Source organism: Clostridium sp. AM27-28 (assembly GCF_003480955.1).
Taxonomy (GTDB): Bacteria; Bacillota; Clostridia; order Lachnospirales; family Lachnospiraceae; genus Otoolea; species Otoolea fessa.
This window is the reverse complement of the sequence record NZ_QUJT01000015.1, coordinates 12,839-32,670: the sequence shown is the minus strand read 5'-3', so window position 1 is coordinate 32,670 and position 19,832 is coordinate 12,839. Positions and strand designations below refer to the sequence as shown.

The window sequence follows — 19,832 nt, the reverse complement described above, 5'->3', positions numbered from 1 at the left end:
AAGGTTACGGCTTTTCTATATTGAAAATTCTGGTTTTCAAATAATCAAAGATAACATGGAATGTTGATGTTTCGGTTCCGATGTATCTTTCCAATTTTTATTTAAAATTCTCCTCCGCATACCGGCGCAGCTCATCACGGAAATCCGGGTGTGCGATGGCGATCATGGCATCCGCTCGTTCTTTTAAGGTAAGCCCGGTCAGTTTTGCGATACCGTATTCGGTCGCCACGTACTGAATCATGGTACGCGGTGCAGATACGGTGCTGCCGCCCGGAATGAACGGTACGATGTTGGATTTTAAGGAGCCATCTTTTTTCTTGTGGGTGGAAGCAAGGCAGATAAAGCCCTTGCCTCCCTCGGAGCGGAATGCGCCCTCCAGGAAATCCATCTGTCCGCCGATACCGGAGAGCTGTCGGGTGCCGGCAGACTCGGCATTTTCCTGTCCCATCAGATCCAGCTCGACACCACCGTTGATACTGATGACATTTTTCATCTCACCGATGCGGTACGGGGAGTGGACGTAATCGACGTCAGCCGGATGGAAGAGCTGCGGCTCATTATCCAGCCAGTCATATAATTCCTGAGAGCCCATGGCAAGGTTCCAGGTAGAATAACCGTTGTCAATTTCCTTCTTCTTGTTGGTCAGCTTGCCAGCCTTATAGAGGGCTAAAAAAGCATCGCTGATGGTGCCGGTGTGGCAGCCGAGGTCGGTTTTGTCGGACTGTGCCAGCATATTGGCAACGGTAAACGGAACGCCGCCGACGCCCAGGGAAAGGACAGCGCCGTCCGGGATCTCCTCAACGACACGTTTGGCAATTTCAATATCAACGGCGCTCGGATCGCGGTAGGTGCGGATCGGAAGCGGCTCATGCTCGCCCTCGACGATGAAATCTGCCTCTGAGAGGTGGACACGGTGGGAACCATCGACGCCCTGTAAGCGCGGGAGGCGCTCATTGATCTCGAAGATGACGGTGCGCGCATTCTCAAAGATGGTGCGCCATGCATAGTTGGAAATACCCAGTCCACAGTAGCCGTCCGCATCCGGTCTGGAAACCGGTACAAAGGCAACATCCACGCGAATGTGGTGGCGGTACATTTCCGGCAGGGAACGCAGCATCATCGGCATAAACTTGCAGAGCCCACGGGTCTGCAGCTTGCGCTCATAATCGCCGATGTGCCAGCTGTAGTAGCTGAATGCTTTCTGCTCCGGGTCGCTTTCGACAACCTCGATGCGCGGGCGGATGACTAAACCGCCGCGGATCTTGACATCGGTCAGCTCATCCCTGCGTGCTGCCAGCGCACGGTCGAGAAGCTCCGGAAATCCAGCACCAAAGCCATAATCCACCCAGTCGCCTGGTTGAACGGCCTTGACGGCGGTCTCAGCACTTACAAATTTGCCTGCGTAATTGTTAGACATAGTAAAAATCCTCCATCGGTATGAAATTCATAATTTTCTAGTTTCCATCATATCCCAGAAAGCGCTTTTTTGCAACTTCCAAAGACAATTCCAAAAGACAATTTTTAAGCTGGGTTTTAAGATAAGTTTAATACGGAAATAGTTGACAAAATAGGTGTTTATGATAAAATTAAGTGTTTATAAATAAGAGTTGATCTTTTACACAGCAGGCAGAAGTGCCTGTATTTTTATGTAATAGGAAATTCCTTGGAATCCCCTATTACACAAAAAGGCACTAACGTGCCAATGATGTGCACTTGCGCGAAGCAGAAACATGTCGCAAGCGACCGCGCTCGGCGCGAGAATGTGACTGTAAAGAATACAACAAATATAGAAAGAGAGGAGTTACGACAAATGAAAACAAATACGGATTTATTTGAAAAAACACCCGTACCGAAGGCGGTCGCAACCATGGCGGTTCCGACTATGATTTCCATGCTGGTGGTTGTTATCTATAACATGGCGGATACATTTTTCATCGGTCAGACGAAGGATCCGCTGCAGGTGGCGGCAGTTTCGCTGGCAACGCCGGTCTTTATGATTTTTATGGCATTAGGCCATCTGTTCGGTATCGGCGGCAGCTCAGCGATATCGAGAGCACTGGGAGAACGCCATAAAGACCGGGCATGTCATATCAGTTCATTCTGCTGCTATGGATCCCTGGGGCTGGGCGTGATAGTGGCTATCCTGTCTGTACTTGGAATGGAAACCATTCTGCATCTCATCGGTGCCAGTGTAAATACGATCGGTTTTGCGAGACAGTACCTGGCGATTATTGCAATCGGCGCGCCGTTTATTATGTTTTCAACTGCATTTGCGAATATTCTGCGGGGAGAAGGCGCATCGAGAGAATCGATGGTCGGAAACCTGTTAGGTACCGTAGTAAATATTATTTTGGATCCGATCATGATCCTGGTGCTTGGCTGGGGAGTGACCGGTGCAGCGCTTGCGACGATTATCGGCAATATTGCGGCCTGTCTTTACTATATTGCTTATTATCTACGGGGAAAATCGACACTGTCGATTCATTTCCGTGATTTTAAGATGGGAGATGGAATCGTTTCCGGCGTGGCAGGGATCGGTATTCCGGCTTCCTTAAATAACATCCTGATGAGCTTTGCCAATATTATCCTGAACCAGGCGCTGGTCGGCTACGGTGACACACCGGTAGCGGCGATGGGGGTTGCGATGAAATCCAATATGCTTGTTGTCCTGCTGCAGATTGGTCTCTGCGTGGGAATCCAGCCGCTGATTGGTTATAATTATGGAGCGCGCAACAAGAAACGCCTGATGTCGGTATTCAAATTTACAGGACTTGTATCAGTTATTATGGGAACGATTCTGACATTGTTTATGATTGTCGCAAGAAAGACAATGATTCAGATGTTTATTAATGATGCGGAAGTTGTCCAGTATGGTATTCAGATGGTGGTTGCCCTCCAGCTTTCTGCGCCACTCCTTGGTATCTTATTCCTCTGCATCAATACGATCCAGGGAATGGGAAAAGCGCTTCCGTCGCTGATTCTTACGATCTGCCGCCAGGGACTGATTTTTATTCCGTTGATTTTCGTGCTGAATGCGATGTTTGGCCTGGATGGAGTTGTCTATGCACAGCCGGCGGCTGATTATCTGTCGATTGTGGTGGCGATTTTGATTTGCACACATCTGTTCCGGACGATGGATCATAGAGAAGAGAAAGCAGAAGGCTGAGAAGATTCAATAGATTCAATAAGGAAAAATATGCTTAAAGAAAATAAAAGAGAAGAAATCACAAAGAACATAGAGAAGGGGGAAGCCCTTGTAGAACAGGTGGCAGATGGAATCTGGCGGATCGGTGTGGAATTGCCGCAGAATCCTTTGCGGGAACTCAACAGTTACCTGATCAAGGGGAAAGAAAACGGGCGCGACCTTCTGATTGACACCGGATTTCGGCGCGAGGAATGCCGGGAGGCGCTGTTTGCCGGGCTTCGGGCACTTGGCAGCAGTCCGGAGCGGCTGGATATTCTTCTGACACACCTGCACTCGGATCACACAGGACTTGCCAGGGAGGCGGCAGGGACGGACAGCCACATCTATATCAGCGGAACCGATCTGGCAATCTTAAAGGACGGTTTTACACCAGAGCGTCCGCTTCGGCTGGCGGAGCAATTCCGTGCCGGGGGATTTCCGGAGGATGAAATGAAGAAAACGCAGGCGCTCAATCCGGCAGTCCGCTATAAGCTGGATCAGGTTGATGACCGTTTTGTTCCGATTGAGGCAGGCTGGAAATACACGGTAGGAGATTACACGCTGGAAATGATCTCCGTGCCGGGGCATACGCCGGGCAATGCGATGTTCTGGGCAAAGAAACAGGGCATCATGTTCACGGGCGATCATATCCTGTTTGATATATCGCCGAATATTACTTCCTGGCTGGAATCGGAGGATTCATTAGGTGATTATCTCGATAGCCTGCGCCTCGCCAGAAAATATCCGGTCCGCCTTGCCTTGCCGGGACACCGGAAGACGGGCGATTATGCAGCGCGCATCGAGGCGCTGCTGGCACACCATGAGCGGCGTCTGGCGGAGACGGAGGCGCTGCTTGCCGAACATCCGGGTATGACGGCATATGAGACGGCTGGAAAGATGCGCTGGAAGATCCGTGCCGCCAGCTGGGAAGAATTTCCACCGTCCCAGAAGTGGTTTGCGGTGGGCGAGTGCATGGCGCATCTGGACTACCTCCGCCTGCGCGGCAGAATCCGCCGGGAGATGGACGGAGAAGTGTGGAGATGGTTCACGGTAACGGCTAAATACTGTTAGAATTAACTAACAATTATTACTATTGACTAACAATAGTCTGACTGCATATAATGATAGAAAAGAAAACGGTAACTGTTCAGTAGGTCTGCGCATTTACTGCGCTGACCGTACGAAAACATGGACCAGCAGACAAAAATCCCATTGCCGTAGGCAATTTTTAATGGATTTTTGCGCGTGACTGTGAAGGTACTGAACAGTTACAGAAAGCGGAATATCAGTCAGGAGGTCGTTGTATGCAGTCGTTGGCAAAGGTGCAGGCGGGAGAGTCCTGTGAAATCAAGTGGATGTTTGGAAATGCGGATGTGATGAACTTTTTGGAGCGCTATGGAATCAAAGAAGGAAGCCGTATCCGGGTCCTTGGACGTGTGCTGGATGGTCTGATCATCGGAAATGGAAAGGTTCGGCTGGCACTGGGCGATGAAGTGGCAGAGCGGATTCAGGTGTAGGTTTGACGGTGATTGAAAGATTGTCGAAAATGTCATGTATTGAAAGAACGTCGAATCTGTCACGTGCAAGTTTGAGAAGGTCACGTTACTTGACATTTCTTCCCATTTATGCTATTCTACCAGATAGCACAAATGCAATGAACGGAAGTAGTAAGCCGCGAAATTTCTACAGAGAGCTGCCGGATGGTGTGAGGCAGCGGAAGGAAGCCGCCGAACTGGTCCGGGAGCAGCCTGTTGAAAGAAGTGTTTTTGAATACCCGAGTAGACAGAGCCGGTCATCCGCCGTTACAGGACGATGAGGAGCACACGGATTCCGTGTGAAATAGAGTGGTACCGCGCAGTTGGAATTTTCGCCCTGCGTCTCTATACAGGTAATGTAGAGACGCAGGGCGTTTTTGACGTTACCGGATTGAAAGAATGTCCGCAAGGGTTGGATGTTATGCAACTGCCAACGGATCAGTTGATTGCAATAATGAATCATCATTTTAGAGACTGGAGCCGGATTTTGACAGGAAATAGCAAAAAATCAGCGTGGGTTAAGCAGAAAACAGGAGGAACAAAGATGTCACAGTACAATCATACCGCCATTGAGAAAAAATGGCGCGAGAACTGGGAAAAACATCCCATCAATGTAAACGATGGAAAGAAAGAAAAATATTACTGCCTGGATATGTTCCCATATCCGTCCGGAAGTGGTCTGCACGTTGGTCACTGGAGAGGCTACGTTATTTCAGATGTATGGAGCCGTTATCAGCTGCTGCGCGGCAAATACGTGATCCATCCGATGGGCTGGGACGCATTTGGTCTGCCGGCAGAGAACTACGCGATCAAGATGGGCGTACACCCGGCTATCTCGACCGAGTCCAACATTAAAAATATTAAACGTCAGATCAACGAGATCGCAGCCATCTATGACTGGGATATGGAAGTAAATACCACAGATCCGGCATTCTACAAATGGACCCAGTGGATCTTCGTCCAGATGTTCAAAAAAGGCCTGGCATACGAGAAAGAATTCCCGATCAACTGGTGCCCGTCCTGTAAGACAGGTCTGGCAAACGAGGAAGTTGTCAACGGCTGCTGTGAGCGCTGCGGTACCCCGGTTACCAAGAAAAACCTGCGCCAGTGGATGCTCAAGATTACCGCGTACGCAGACCGCCTCTTAAATGATCTGGACAAACTGGACTGGCCGGAGAAGGTTAAAAAGATGCAGACTGACTGGATCGGTAAATCTTACGGTGCAGAGGTTGATTTCGGCGTAGAGGGACGCGATGAGAAGATCACCGTTTATACCACCCGCCCGGACACCCTGTACGGTGCAACTTTCATGGTACTGGCTCCGGAGCACGCGATGGCAAAGAGCCTGGCAACCGATGAGACCCGCGAGGCAGTTGAGAAATACATTTTCGATTCCTCCATGCGTTCCAACGTAGACCGTCTGCAGGATAAGGAAAAGACCGGCGTATTTACCGGAACTTATGCAATCAACCCGATCAACGGTGCGAAGGTTCCGATCTGGCTGTCTGATTATGTATTAGCTGACTACGGTACAGGCGCTATCATGTGCGTACCGGCACACGATGACCGTGACTTCGAGTTTGCAAAGAAATTTAATATCCCGATCATCCAGGTTATCGCAAAAGATGGCAAAGAGATCGAGAACATGACTGAGGCGTATACCGAGGCATCCGGCACGATGATCAACTCTGGCGAGTGGAATGGTATGGAATCTTCCGTACTGAAAAAAGAAGCGCCGGAAATGATTGAGAAGAGAGGTATCGGTCACAAGAGAGTCAATTATAAGCTGCGTGACTGGGTATTCTCCCGTCAGCGTTACTGGGGCGAGCCGATCCCGATCGTACACTGCCCGAAGTGCGGCAATGTACCGGTTCCGGAGGATCAGCTTCCGTTAAAACTTCCGGAGGTAGAAAGCTATCAGCCGACTGGTACCGGCGAATCCCCGCTGGCAGCCATCGACGAGTGGGTCAACACCACCTGCCCGTGCTGCGGCGCTCCGGCAAAACGTGAGACAAACACCATGCCGCAGTGGGCGGGATCTTCCTGGTACTTCCTGCGCTATGTAGATAACAAGAACGATAAAGAACTGGTATCCCGTGAGAAAGCAGACAAATATCTGCCGGTTGATATGTACATCGGCGGTGTTGAACATGCAGTACTGCATCTGCTGTATTCCCGTTTCTACACCAAGTTCCTGTGCGATATCGGTGTTATTGACTTCGACGAGCCGTTCAAGAAGCTGTTCAACCAGGGTATGATCACTGGTAAGAATGGTATCAAAATGAGTAAGTCGAAAGGAAATGTCGTATCCCCGGACGATCTGGTACGCGACTACGGCTGCGATTCCCTGCGTCTCTATGAGCTTTTCGTAGGACCGCCGGAACTGGATGCAGAGTGGGATGACCGCGGTATCGAGGGCGTATCCCGTTTCCTGAACCGTTTCTACAACCTGGTTATGACCAGCAAGGACAAAGATATCAAAGAAACTAAGGAAATGGTTAAACTGCGCCACAAACTGGTATTCGACATTGAGCAGCGTTTCGAGCAGTTCAGCCTGAATACCGTTATCTCCGGTTTCATGGAGTACAACAACAAGCTCATCGATCTGGCAAAGAAAGAGGGCGGCATCGACAAAGAAACCCTCAAGACCTTTACCATCCTTCTGGCACCGTTCGCACCGCATCTGGGCGAGGAGCTGTGGCAGGAGCTCGGCGGAACCGACAGCGTATTCCACGCTTCCTGGCCGGAGTGTGATGCGGAGAAGATGAAGGATGACGAGAAAGAGGTAGCCGTTCAGATCAACGGCAGAGTCCGCGCGACCATTACCGTACCGGCAGACATCTCCAAAGAAGATGCCATCGCCGCTGGTAAGGAGGCTATCAAGGACAAGCTGACAGGAAATATCGTAAAAGAAATTTACGTTCCGGGACGGATTGTGAATATTGTGATGAAATAATTTGAGAGAAAATCTCACAACAGAATAAAGTGCTTGGAAATATTGAAAAGTTCGCTTAAAATCAAGACTTACTGACATTTTTCTTTAAAGAAAAAGTATCGTAGAATACCGCAAAATATCGTAACAGATTTTTAAAATGGAGTAAATTTGGAGTAAAGATTGAAAGAAAATGGAGTAAATATTTCAAAGATGTAATGAGAAATGGCGTAGGTAGTGGAAACATTATCTGCGTCATTTCTTATTTGTAAAATTAGGGGCAGTTTTATTGAATTTGTGATAAAATAGAAAAAACATCTTGACTCTTTAGTAGCGTAACGGTTTACGATGAAAGATATGTCAATGAAAGCAGTAAAAAGATTGGGGAAAAGTTGTAAAAATCTTTTTAAAATGGATAATGCAAGAGTATTATTATTAGAAATGGCTAAAGATTATTTGAATCATTCTCAGTTGGAAGAAGCCACAGATAAACAGTACGGAAAAGGGGTTACAAAATACATTGGTTCAGCGATATATCGGTATTATGGTGTAGAAAACTTGGAATAAACAGATGTTACCAAAATGGAAACAAGAGAAATACATACTGGTACTTTTATTGTAGGTTTTATTGTTATATGATGTGAGTGAAAGAGAGGTATGGAGTATGGCATTAAATGATAACATCAAAAAATTCAGAGAAGAAAAAAATCTCACTCAGCAACAACTTGCAGATAAGTTATATGTTTCAAGGCAGACAGTTTGTCGTTGGGAAAATGGTTCAAGGTGTCCGGACTTGATTATGGCAAAAAAACTGGCATTAGAGCTAGATGTGAGTATGGATGAACTTATATCAGACGAAGATGTAAATGATATTCAAGTAAATTATGGAATATGGAAATCTGAAAGAATAAAAGACAAGAAGCATTTACAGACACTTCAAAAAAAGATATTAGACTTTATACAAATTGTGGGAGCTGTATTTTTAGCAATCACGATTTTGTTACGAGTGCAATTAGATATGAGAGTACCTGTATGGTGTACAATCATTTGCTTTATTATTGTAGCGGTAGCATTTCTTTGTAATTTCATAGTTTCTAAAAAGTTGAGAGAAATGTAGTGAGGTCAAGGAACAAGGCGTAGCCGATACGCCGTAGGGCAGTCCTTGACGGAACGGACACAGCCAACAGAACCATGATACAGCAGAGGACTTGAAAGGTCAGAAACCTTGCAAGTCCTCTTGTCTGTTACTGGGCGTTGTGTTTTAAGTAAAGTGCTTCTTTTACCACTTCTTTTTCAAATGCTTTGATATGACAATCATGTACTTCATTGTCAATATAAAAGCAATCGTCAGTCTGTGAGTAGGCAAGTTTGGTAACTTTCGGTTCATAAGTTTTTGTATCAATTCCGTAATAGTAAATCGTGGCGGTTGTTAATACCATGTGAATACTTTCAAAATCTCTTGTAAAAATAGTATGCCTGTCGGAATAGAAGAAATCAGACGGACATTCGTAGAACTCGGAACTATCTTCTTTCAAAAATAAAGGTAATAGGTGCATTGCATTTCCAGCACGATTGACAAGAACATAAAAGCGTGGAATAAGGGCGGCATATTGGGTCATCATGGCAATATAGATATCGTCTAAATTATCAAGAAGATACTCGGAGCAGGAGTTGTTATAAAAGACATATTGCAGGGCATTGTTATTCTTACTTGTATGTTCCATAGGTACATTTTCTCCGTAAAGCCACCGCAAGTCTACATCTAAGGAGTCGGCAATCAATTCCATTTTATCGGCTTTTGGATTGTATTGTCCCGAAAGATAGGAACTGAACGCCCCTTTGCTGATACCTGTATCTTTGACTATGTCCACCTGTTTTTTATTTTTTGCTCTCATGGCAAATTTAATCCGTTCTGCGATTGTATTCATCTGAAAAACCCTCTCTTTCCATATCTCGTTATAACTTCTCATATCTTATCGTCTAAGGACACTATACCACAAGTTCAGAAAAAAGAAAACAAAAAGTTTATAAAAAACTAAACTTTCTATTGCAAAACGAATATGCCTGTGCTAATATACAATTAAGTTCAGAAAAAACTGAACAATGAACGGCGTCGTAATAGGAAAATGAAAATATGAGAAACTGACCTATCGGTTCAACGGGGAGAAAGGAATGTGTATGCAGATTACATTGACAAAAGAACAGGTAAAAGAAGCATTTGGAGAACTTCGCTTTATGGGTGCGGATAACTGTTACCGCTATGATAAAGACAGTAAGAAGAAAACAGAGGAAGTGGAAGCCTTAAAACTTCATCTTGGAAGCATGAAACTTGGAAACAGCGTGGATATTCGCTTGGAAGCAACGGAACTTCCGAAGATTGAGCCTTATGCTGTGGTGGAACTGGAAGAACCAGTTTATGCCCCTTATGTGCAGAGAGGAAATTTCCCTGTATTAGTGGAGAAGATTACCTGTAAGGGTATCCGCCCTGTTCCAAACAAAAATATGTAGGCGGTCAAAGTTCCTGTCCTCGTTCTGACGTACCAAACGTCAGGTTGAGGGCAGGGCAATGGCAACGCCGTTGCAGATTGGAGGTTTGATAAATTTGGAAGAAAGAAGCGGAAGTTTTCTTCCAAAACTCCCCTACACTAACAGGGGAGTAATACGGCAGAAAGAAGAATTAAGTGCCTTGATAGACTGGTGTCAGATAACCATTAAGGAAGTTCCGTTAGAAGCAGTTATAGAAGATGTGCTGAGAATACCTTTGGAACTTATGACGGTAACAGGCTATGAAAAAGGGATTGCAGGGCATGAGGTTGTGGCAATCTTCGATAATATCAAGGTGCTAAAGCCGACAGGAAATGCACAGTATCAAGGCTTTCAGATTTTGATGAGTGGGAAAGGCTGTCGCAACTATGAGAATTTTTTACAACTCAATGAGGAAACATGGTTTGATTTCTTAAACAGAGTTTGTCAGTATCATATCAATGTTCCTCGGATTGATTTGGCGATAGATGATAGAAAACCGTATTTGAGTATTCCCGATTTGATTGTACGGACAAAAGAGGGATTACTTTCTTCAAAGTTACGGGAGATAGATTTTCACGACTCGGGAGAACTGAAAGAAGAAGTGTTTCAGAGTAAAGGTGGTAGTCTTTATCTCGGCAGTTCAGCCAGTAATTTGAGATTGGTATTTTATGAAAAGGGATATGAACAGAATAAAAAGTATGGAACAGAATTAGACGAAAATTGGAATAGATATGAGTTGAGATTTCGGCAGGAAATGGCGGTAAGTGTAGTACAGGCATTATTGAGATATAGAGATGTGGCAGGACTGGCAATGGAAGTATTAAACAGCAAAATACGATTTTTAGAAAAGCCGACAGACAGCACGACAACACGAAAAAGGCTTTATTCAACCTATCAAGCGTGGGCGGAACTGATGAAAGATATAGGCAAGGTGAAACTTACCATACAGCCACAGAAGAAAAGTTTGCAAAAGGTGTGGGAGTGGTTAGAAAAGTATGTTGCCCCGTCTTTGAAACTGTTTGCAGAGGTTGGGAAGATAGAGCAGAGAGATTATATCGGTAATCTTGTGAAAAATGGAGAAATGAATATCACACAGAAGCAGTTGTATGATGATTACATAAAAGCAAGAAAATTAGGCGAAAGGGGGTAATCGTATCGAGAAAGCATTACTAAATATAAATGAATTTTGTGAGTATATGGGGATTGGGAAAACAAAGGCAAGAGAACTGTTGAACAATCCGAAAAATAGATTTACAGTACGCATTGGTAATCGGTTGTATGCAAATAAGAAATTACTTGATGAATGGCTGGAATATCAATGCAAAAGGGCTTGAAAAGAAAATGGGGTGTGGATATAATGAAAATTGAAATATTTATTTTACCATATTTCTTTCAGTAGAAGAAAGGAAAGTTGGTATGGGTAAAGATTTAAAAGGAAAAGAACTCGGTAAGGGAATTTCACAGAGAGCAGATGGACGCTATATTGCAAGATTTACAAGCAAAACAGGAAAACGTAAAACGCTTTATGATTTTAAACTGAATGAATTAAAACGGAAGTTGCGAGAAGCGGTTTATGAAGATGAACATGGTTTGAATGGCAACGGCGAAAGTATCACTTTAAACGCATGGTATGTAACGTGGACGGAGTTGTATAAGAAGAAAACAGTTAAAATGACTACGATATATAAAAATCACAGTTACTATAACGCAAGAGTGAAGAACTCTATCGGAAAGATGTATTTGCAGGACATTAAAACATATCATGTTCAAAAATTCATAAATGAATTGATAGATAGCGGTCTTGCACATGGAACGGTGTCGAACATCAGATTTATGCTGAGTGATATGTTTGATAAAGCAGTATTGAGTGAATATATTAGAAAAAATCCATGTATCGGTGTGGAAATGCCAAAAGAAGTGAAAAAGGAAAGGCGTGTATTAACAAGAGAGGAACAGGAAAAATTCTTTACATTTGCTTCTTCCTACATACACATCAATGTTTTGAAATTTGCTGTGACAACAGGTTGTCGGATTGGAGAAGTGCTTGGACTGAAATGGGAAGATTGCGACTTTGAAAGAAGAAAAATTACAATCAATAAGACAATCCATTATTCAAAGGCTTCCAGTCCCGTTGAGGGTTCGAAGTTTTTCTACACGACTGCAAAAACCATGTCTAGTAATCGTGCAATTCCGATGACAGATGAAGTGTATGAGATTTTACAAAATCAGAAGATAAAGCAGACAGAACAGAAGATGTGGAAACGCTCGATATGGAAACAGCATAAAGAATTTCAAAATTTGGTATTTACCTGTTCGGACGGTTCGCCAGTTTACTATTATAACGTCAATAGTGCAATCAAAGACTATGTGGCAAAAATCAATGTAATAGAGATTGAACTGGCAAAGGAAGAAAAGAGAGAGCCGAAGATATTTGAACTGTTTACCTGTCACACTCTGCGACATACATATGCTACAAGGTGTTATGAAAATGGAGTAGACCAACAGGTGGTGCAGAAACTCTTAGGTCATTCAACATTGGCAATGACAACCGATTTATACACGCACGTTTCAGAAGAAAAGAAAAAAGAAGAAGTAGCCGAACTGAAAATATTGGCTTAAATTTGGAGTAAAAATGGAGTAAATCAGAAGATAGATAGCGAAAAACAGCGTAAAATCAACATTTTCGAGTAGATATAAATATTGTTATGAAATAAATAAAAACGGCATGGGAAGAAGCAGAAGAATCTGTGACTTTTCTGTGCAGATAAGGTCAGCGGCCATACAGGGGAGAAAAACTGTGTGGTCGCTGTTTTTTGCCCGCTCCTTTTTCGCGTGCCTGCTATTTGATTTCCTAAATGATAAAATAAAATTATGTGATTTCAGAAGGGATAGGTGAATATGGGAATGTTTGTCAACCCGGACAATTCGGCATTTCAATCAGCCCTGAATGCAAAAAGCATTCTTGATGAGGAAAAACTCATTTGGAATGCTTTTTTGCTGTCTATACGAAACATTCCACATGAAGCTTCTGGGAGGAAGCGAAGGTGTGGAGTGCTATCGTTCAATAAAATTGTCTAAAAAGTCTACCAATTCAAAAGATAAATTTTATATCATAAATGCAACATAATAGCTTGTAGCTAGAAAAATCAGAATAAAAAATTTCGCAGAATATCTAGTTCTGCGAAAATAAAAGGTTTTATATGCAGAACCCAAATGCCGTATTGACAAAAGCTTCAAAAGCAAAGGGAAATATTATATGAGAATTTCAGAAATTTTTGTTCAGAAATGACGACTTAATAATTTCATAAGAGATTCTTGGGAGAAACTTCTATTGAATTAACCTTGAAAGTATCGTATAATGATTGAAGATTTTCGCAGAACTAGATATTCTGCGAAAATCGCAAACATGAAAGGGAGAACGCCTGTATGTGGTACGTGGTGCAGACACCTGTGGGACGCGAGGCAGAAGCGGCGGAAAAACTGAATCATTTTTATCGGGATAAGGCTGAAAAGCCTTGTTTTGTGCTGTCCAAAGAACGGACCTGGCGGATGGGCGGTGTCTACTATGTAGATACGGAAGTCATGTTTCCGGGCTATGTGTTTGTGGACACGGCGGATGAGCCTGTTTTGGAAGACGGAGTGAAATGTCTGGCGGGGCTGGTGCGATTTCTGAATGCTGGTTCGGAAGCACATCCATATGGAACGGCAGTCCCCCTGAAAAAAGAGGAAGAGAAATTTCTGAAAGAACTTCTTCGGGAGGATTCTTCCCACACCGTCCGGCGGTTTCTGGTGCGGGCAAATGACGCGGGGGAGATCGAATGGGCGGAAGGGGTGCTTGGTGAGATGCTGCCAAAGATCATCCGGAAGCGGCTGCGGAAACGAATCGTGACGATTCAGGCAGAACTGCTGAACGAAGCACGACAGGTAGAGCTGGCAATCCGGATGGAAGATGATCCGGAGGCAGTTTTCCCAAAGAAAGGACCCCTGAACCCTAAAAATCTTTCAGGAGATTTCCAGGAAAACGATTTTAGCCGGGTATCGGTCTCTGGAAAGAACCCATCAAAAAAGATAACAAGATTACATGGAGCGGAGAACGATGGAACAAAGCTGGCAGCAGAATAATGAGTATGAGTGTATGAAATATTCGGTTCTGATGCCGGTATATCACAAAGAAAATCCAGCGTATTTCTATCAGGCGGCAGCCAGCATGATGAATCAGACGATTCCTCCAGATGAATTTGTCCTGGTATGCGATGGACCGTTGACACCAGTGTTGGATGAAACGATCCAGACGATTGACCGGGAATGGCCGGGAGTTCTGCAGGTGCTTCGCCTTCCTGTATGCGGCGGAATCGCACGGGCGCTGGCAGCAGGTGTAGAAGCGTGCCGAAATGAATGGATCGCCCGCATGGACAGTGATGATATTGCCTGTCCGGATCGCTGTGAAAAGCAGCTGAAACGATATGCAGAAGAAGCAGCGGGCAAATTGCTGGGAAAGAAAGCAGAACAGGGGAAACTCGGACTTCTGAGCGGAAAAATTGCAGAATTTGTCGCAGCAGAAGTGCCAGAACAGGAAAATGTAGATAACCTAAATGCGCCAGATAGAGGTGAAATTGGAAGTGGGATGAATGGAAAATTGTTTCCGCCGGGCAGAATCACTGGAATTCGGTCACTTCCCTGCCAATATAAAGAAATTTTAACGTTTGCCAGAAAGCGCAATCCGATGAACCATATGGCCGTCATGATGCGGCGTTCAGCTGTGCTGGCGGTGGGAAACTATCATCCGGTTCCGGGGGCGGAGGACTATGAATTGTGGGTCCGTCTTTTGCAGGCAGGATATAAAGCAGAAAATCTTTCGGATATTCTGGTGTATGCGAGAACGGACAATGGGATGATCAAACGCCGCGGCGGTCTGTCCTATGCCAGGGCCGCTCTGAATCTGCAGAAAACGTTTTTTAAAAGTGGATTTTTAAATAGAAGAGAGTATCTGCGAAACTGCGTGATCCGCGTTACTGCAAGTCTGATTCCGGCATCCGTGCGTGGAATACTCTATCAGAAAAAATTGAGAGGAACGCTTTCTGAGGATGCTTAGTGTTCCTATAAAAAGAAACAGGCAGATTACCTGGAATAGAATTACACGTTGGGTTCTGTGGAGTTCGGCCTGAATAAAAACAAAAAGAAGAGGAACTATTTTGAGACAATATGAACCATTCAAACGACTGTTCCGTCTGATAGGTGCGCTGCTCCTGATGGGGGCAGAAGTTGGCGCTTATGGATATGTCTGGAACGGATATTTCAACAAAATGATCGAATTTCCGTTCTGGAGAAGAGGAAACTGGCTGATGATCGCCCTGTATGCGGGACTATTACTATTTTTCCTGCTGACTTACGGGGGATTCCGGATCGGATACCTGAAAAAAGGAAATCTGCTCTGTTCTCAGATCCTTTCGATCGGACTTTTAAATCTGATTACGTATATTCAGATTTCTCTGTTAGATAAAAAATTTCATGATCCCCGGATACTGCTTGGGATGACGGTTGTCCAGCTTTTGATTGCACTGATCTGGACGTTCCTGTTTCAGCAGATATACAGGATTCTGTTTCCGCCAAGAAGGATGCTTTTGGTATGCGGAGACCGTCCGGCCTTTCATCTGATGGAAAAGATTCATTCCAGAGAAGATAAATACTATCTGGAAACAGCCATTCATATCCGGGTTGGCATGAAAGCGATTCTGGAAGAAGCAAAAAAATACGACGCTCTGATCATCGGAGATATTCCGGCGAAGGATCGAAATGCGCTTTTAAAGAAATGTTTTGAGCAGGATATCCGTACCTATACTGTGCCGAAGCTGTCAGACATTCTGATTCGGACTTCGCAGGAGCTGGATATATTTGACAGTCCGCTCCTGTTATCGAGAAATGATGGAATTTCCGATCTTCAGCGATTTATCAAGCGGGCGATGGATTTCATTTGTTCCAGCATCGGAATCGTGGTATTATCCCCATTCTTTCTTCTGGTGGCGCTGTCGATCTACCTGACCGACCGCGGTCCGGTCTTTTACAAGCAGACCCGTCTCACAGAGGGCGGAAAAGAATTTCAGATCTGCAAATTTCGGACGATGATCCAGAACGCGGAGGCAAAAACCGGGGCGAGACTGGCAGCGGAACACGATGACCGGATCCTGCCGGTGGGACATTTCCTTCGGAGAACCCGCCTGGACGAGCTGCCGCAGCTTTTCAATATCTGGAAAGGTGAGATGTCGATCGTAGGACCGCGTCCGGAACGCCCGGAGCTGGCGGCGGAGATCGAGAAAGAAATTCCGGAATTCTGCTACCGCTTAAAGATGAAAGCCGGACTGACCGGATATGCACAGGTCTATGGAAAATACAATACAACGTCCTATGACAAATTGAAACTGGATTTGACTTACATACGAAATTACTCTCTGCTTCTCGACCTTAAGCTCATCCTGATGACACCGAAGATCATGATGCTCAAAGAGAGTACGGAAGGAGTCGCAGACAATGGAAAAGCTTCTGACAGTCGTCATCCCGGCGTATAACGCGGAAAAATATATCACATATACCCTGGATTCACTGTGCGCAGGATGCAAAGACCAGGATTTGAAAAAGAAAAATCAGAGCTGGACAGGAAATGAAACGGAATCAAACATTCAAACCGTATCAGCAAGAATGTCTGATTTTCAACCAGGTATGGATTGGTCCGAATACCTGGAAATATTGATTATAGACGATGGATCAAGGGATCAAACCGGTGCGATTGCTGATCAATATGCGGAGCGCTATCCGACCGTTGTTCGTGTCATTCATAAAGAAAATGGCGGTCATGGATCTGGGATCAACTGCGGCATCCAGAATGCATTGGGGCGGTATATGAAAGTAGTCGATGCCGATGACTGGGTGGATCCGGAGGCATTGGATCATCTGATTGCTGCGCTGAAAAAATGTCAGGATGATGTGCTGGTCAGCGGTTTCTACTGGCGGTTTGACAACGGAAGCGGAGAGGAAAGTTCTTTCCCGAAAAAAGCAGAAATTCCAGAACAATTTCCAGGGGTGAAATATGGGATTTCCTATGAATTCGATGGAATCGCGGATCAGATTTATATGAAAATGCATGGAATTACATGGAAAACAGAGATCCTGCGGCAGATGCCGCTTTCGATCGATGAACACTGCTATTACGTTGATGCCGAATACATCCTGTACCCGATTCCGTGGGTCAAGACAGTATCCTTTATCCCGGACTTTGTCTATCAGTACCGGATCGGCCGGGAAGGACAGAGTGTCAGCCCGGAGAAGATGATCAGGAATAAGGAAAATTATGACAGGGTGATGGAATCCCTGCTGTCATTTTATCGTCTGTATCAGGGCGGAACACTTACCGGAAAAGACGGAAAGAAGCTTCCATGCAGTCAGGAAAAGCTACAGTATCTTGAAAATGGAATCGCCAGGGTGGCAGCTGGGAGAGTGAAGATACTTCTGAGCCTTCCGGCAGACAAGGAAGTAAAGCATGCATTGATGCAGTTTGAAGATGAATTACTTCGGGACTATCCGGAGATTTACCATGCGAACCGAAATAAGGCGGTGAAGCTGCTGCGGGTAAGCCGGTATGGGCTGTATCGGGCGGCGGTGTGGGCGCTTGGGCGGAGCAGAAGGAAGTTCTAAATATGAAGATAGATCCGTCAGAGATATAAAGACAGATTAGAAACTATATAATCCCAAAACATGGAATGAGGAACGGCAGTTCCTAAAAGGACTGAAAAGGAGACACAGCGGATGCGTCTACAAAATATACGATTTCCGGAAGCAGATATCTGCAGGGAAGAAGAACTGTATTTCCATCGAAATGGAGAATGGGTCGATTTCAATGGATATTTCAACCTTTTCTATATCGAAAAAAGAAAGAAGTACACAAACCAGGAAAGTTTGACGCTGCACCTGGAATTGAATGGCTGTCAGGCAATTCGTCTGATGTTGGATGAGAATGTCATTCAGGAAAAGATGCTGACGGGGGGGAAAGAAACTCTGGATCTGGAGTTCCCATATCCGGAGACGGAAAAAGGAGTTTTCTGGTTTTCGGTGAAAAAGATAGGTGCCGGGAAAGAGACAGAATCGGAGAACGTGAAAGACGCGGAGACAGAATCAGCAGAAAATGCAGCTGCCAAAACGATAAAGGATACAAAGAAAAATATCGGTTTTGATATATCAAATCATATAAAAGGCTGGTATGAGGGAACTTGTCGGAATGAAAAACAGGTGCGGATCGCAGCGGCAGTTTGCACGTTTAAGAGAGAGCCATATGTCCTCCGAAATCTGAAAAGTATCCTGCAATTTCTGGAACGACCGGAAAATGCTTCTTTAAAACTCTGCTATTGGCTGGTAGACAACGGAAGAACGCTTTCGGAACATGAAGAAATCAGCCGCCTGGCAGCCAGATATCCAGAAACCGTTCGAATCATACCAAACCGTAACGTCGGTGGCGCGGGTGGTTTTACCAGAGGCATGATTGAGGCGATCGAGGAAAAAGAACGTCTCGGATTAACGCATGTACAGCTGATGGATGATGATGCCATCATGGATCCGGAGCTTTTTGTGCGGGCGTATGGGTTCCTGGGGATGCGGAAGGATGAGTGGGAAGATATCCGCTTGGGAGGTACGCTGCTTCGGGAAGATTATCCATATATTTGTCAGGCAATGGGAGAGTGGTTTGAAGGATTCAATGTGACTAACCGTCTTGTTATGACAGATATGCGTAGCTTTCAGAACTGCCGGAAGCCATTGATTGAGACGCCGCAGGATGAGTATCGGATGTATTCCGGTTGGTGGTGTTGCTGCTATTCCCTGAATACAGTTCGAAAAGATAATTTGCCGCTTCCGCTGTTTATTCACCGGGATGATATCGAATATGAGATTCGAAACAGAGAGACAGGCATTGTTTTCTTAAATGGATTCAATGTCTGGCATAAAGGGTTTGAAGTGAATTTTCTGGGAACCAACGCATATTACGATGTGCGGAATAACCTGATATTTGCAGCACTGCATGAACCGGATATGTCACGAATTCAGATGTGGAAATGGATCTCTAAATTTATCATAACAGCTGTTTTAAAGATGCGTTATGAAGAAGCCTATTTCTCCTGGCGGGGAATGATAGATTTCATGAAAGGTCCAGAATGGCTGATGGGGACAGACGCAGAGCGGTTGAACAATCAGTTGAGAAAGCATCTTCCGGATACAGAGCCGATGGAATTGGAAGAGCAGCCAACCCTAAAAGAATTACAGAGGTGCTATAACCCGGATCGGAATAAAAAACAGTTTTGGAAAAAGATAACTTTCAACGGCTGGTTCCTGCCAGCAGATAAAGAAGTAGGTATCTTACGTCCGTATGATGCACCGTTTTCGATTTTCCGAAAGAAGCGGATTGAATTGCGGGATACTGGGGCAAAAAAGAAGAGAGTGGCAGTTCGGGAAGAAAGACAGCTTTTCAAAGCAGCTATGTATTGCATAAATACTTGGCGGATTCTGATGGTTCAATATGGAAAAACTCAAAAAGAATATAAGACAAAATACGAAATATTAAAAAATGGAAAGCTCTGGATTGAAAAAATATTAACAAATAGAGGTTAGTATCCAT

The 19,832-nt window shown here is 44.8% G+C and carries 17 protein-coding genes and 1 other annotated feature; of the genes, 15 read left to right on the top strand and 2 right to left on the bottom strand.

Annotated elements, in window-relative coordinates:
• Positions 1-97 precede the first annotated feature (97 nt).
• A complete protein-coding gene (locus tag DW720_RS14105; protein WP_022360166.1) occupies positions 98-1,417 on the bottom strand; it encodes an acetyl-CoA hydrolase/transferase C-terminal domain-containing protein in 1,320 nt (439 codons plus the stop codon).
• A gap of 393 nt (positions 1,418-1,810) precedes the next feature.
• Here DW720_RS14105 and DW720_RS14100 point away from each other — a divergent pair, with 393 nt between their 5' ends.
• The 6 genes from DW720_RS14100 (at position 1,811) to DW720_RS14075 (ending at position 8,768) form a co-directional block, all read left to right on the top strand.
• The gene (locus DW720_RS14100; RefSeq protein ID WP_118749762.1) at positions 1,811-3,166 is read left to right on the top strand and encodes an MATE family efflux transporter; all 1,356 of its coding nucleotides are present in this window, start codon (positions 1,811-1,813) and stop codon (positions 3,164-3,166) included.
• 30 nt (positions 3,167-3,196) lie between these two features.
• Entirely contained in the window at positions 3,197-4,255 is a 1,059-nt protein-coding gene (locus DW720_RS14095; RefSeq protein ID WP_118472426.1) for an MBL fold metallo-hydrolase, read from the top strand.
• A gap of 233 nt (positions 4,256-4,488) precedes the next feature.
• Positions 4,489-4,701, top strand: coding sequence for a ferrous iron transport protein A (locus tag DW720_RS14090; RefSeq protein ID WP_022360163.1), 213 nt, complete (start codon positions 4,489-4,491; stop codon positions 4,699-4,701).
• A gap of 128 nt (positions 4,702-4,829) precedes the next feature.
• Positions 4,830-5,068, top strand: a binding site (T-box leader).
• 195 nt (positions 5,069-5,263) lie between these two features.
• Positions 5,264-7,675: a leucine--tRNA ligase gene (gene leuS / locus DW720_RS14085; protein WP_022360162.1), complete on the top strand. Its 2,412-nt coding sequence runs from the start codon at positions 5,264-5,266 to the stop codon at positions 7,673-7,675.
• A gap of 339 nt (positions 7,676-8,014) precedes the next feature.
• Complete coding sequence (locus tag DW720_RS14080; protein ID WP_025482934.1) at positions 8,015-8,218, top strand: hypothetical protein; 204 nt, start codon at positions 8,015-8,017, stop codon at positions 8,216-8,218.
• A 97-nt stretch (positions 8,219-8,315) separates the two neighbouring features.
• Entirely contained in the window at positions 8,316-8,768 is a 453-nt protein-coding gene (locus DW720_RS14075) for a helix-turn-helix domain-containing protein (protein WP_117682584.1), read from the top strand.
• Positions 8,769-8,895: 127 nt separating this feature from the next.
• Here DW720_RS14075 and DW720_RS14070 read toward each other — a convergent pair whose 3' ends face one another.
• Entirely contained in the window at positions 8,896-9,579 is a 684-nt protein-coding gene (locus DW720_RS14070; RefSeq protein WP_025482937.1) for a helix-turn-helix domain-containing protein, read from the bottom strand.
• Positions 9,580-9,829: 250 nt separating this feature from the next.
• Here DW720_RS14070 and DW720_RS14065 point away from each other — a divergent pair, with 250 nt between their 5' ends.
• From DW720_RS14065 to DW720_RS14020, 9 genes are all read left to right on the top strand, one after another.
• Positions 9,830-10,159, top strand: a complete 330-nt coding sequence (locus DW720_RS14065) for a hypothetical protein (RefSeq protein ID WP_004613680.1) — start codon at positions 9,830-9,832, stop codon at positions 10,157-10,159.
• A 58-nt stretch (positions 10,160-10,217) separates the two neighbouring features.
• Positions 10,218-11,327: a replication initiation factor domain-containing protein gene (locus tag DW720_RS14060; RefSeq protein WP_182436556.1), complete on the top strand. Its 1,110-nt coding sequence runs from the start codon at positions 10,218-10,220 to the stop codon at positions 11,325-11,327.
• Between the two features lie 4 nt (positions 11,328-11,331).
• Complete coding sequence (locus DW720_RS14055; protein ID WP_081445676.1) at positions 11,332-11,511, top strand: excisionase; 180 nt, start codon at positions 11,332-11,334, stop codon at positions 11,509-11,511.
• 82 nt (positions 11,512-11,593) lie between these two features.
• Positions 11,594-12,796: a tyrosine-type recombinase/integrase gene (locus DW720_RS14050; RefSeq protein WP_117888165.1), complete on the top strand. Its 1,203-nt coding sequence runs from the start codon at positions 11,594-11,596 to the stop codon at positions 12,794-12,796.
• 807 nt (positions 12,797-13,603) lie between these two features.
• On the top strand, positions 13,604-14,299 hold the full coding sequence (locus tag DW720_RS14040) for a transcription termination/antitermination NusG family protein (RefSeq protein WP_117795021.1): 696 nt from the start codon (positions 13,604-13,606) through the stop codon (positions 14,297-14,299).
• Complete coding sequence (locus DW720_RS14035) at positions 14,274-15,269, top strand: glycosyltransferase (protein WP_182430829.1); 996 nt, start codon at positions 14,274-14,276, stop codon at positions 15,267-15,269. Before DW720_RS14040 ends, DW720_RS14035 begins: the two co-directional genes overlap by 26 nt.
• A gap of 100 nt (positions 15,270-15,369) precedes the next feature.
• A complete protein-coding gene (locus DW720_RS14030) occupies positions 15,370-16,740 on the top strand; it encodes an exopolysaccharide biosynthesis polyprenyl glycosylphosphotransferase (RefSeq protein WP_118467352.1) in 1,371 nt (456 codons plus the stop codon).
• Entirely contained in the window at positions 16,703-17,863 is a 1,161-nt protein-coding gene (locus DW720_RS14025; RefSeq protein WP_118749761.1) for a glycosyltransferase family A protein, read from the top strand. Before DW720_RS14030 ends, DW720_RS14025 begins: the two co-directional genes overlap by 38 nt.
• 111 nt (positions 17,864-17,974) lie before the next feature.
• On the top strand, positions 17,975-19,825 hold the full coding sequence (locus DW720_RS14020) for a glycosyltransferase (protein WP_118749760.1): 1,851 nt from the start codon (positions 17,975-17,977) through the stop codon (positions 19,823-19,825).
• Positions 19,826-19,832: the final 7 nt, after the last annotated feature.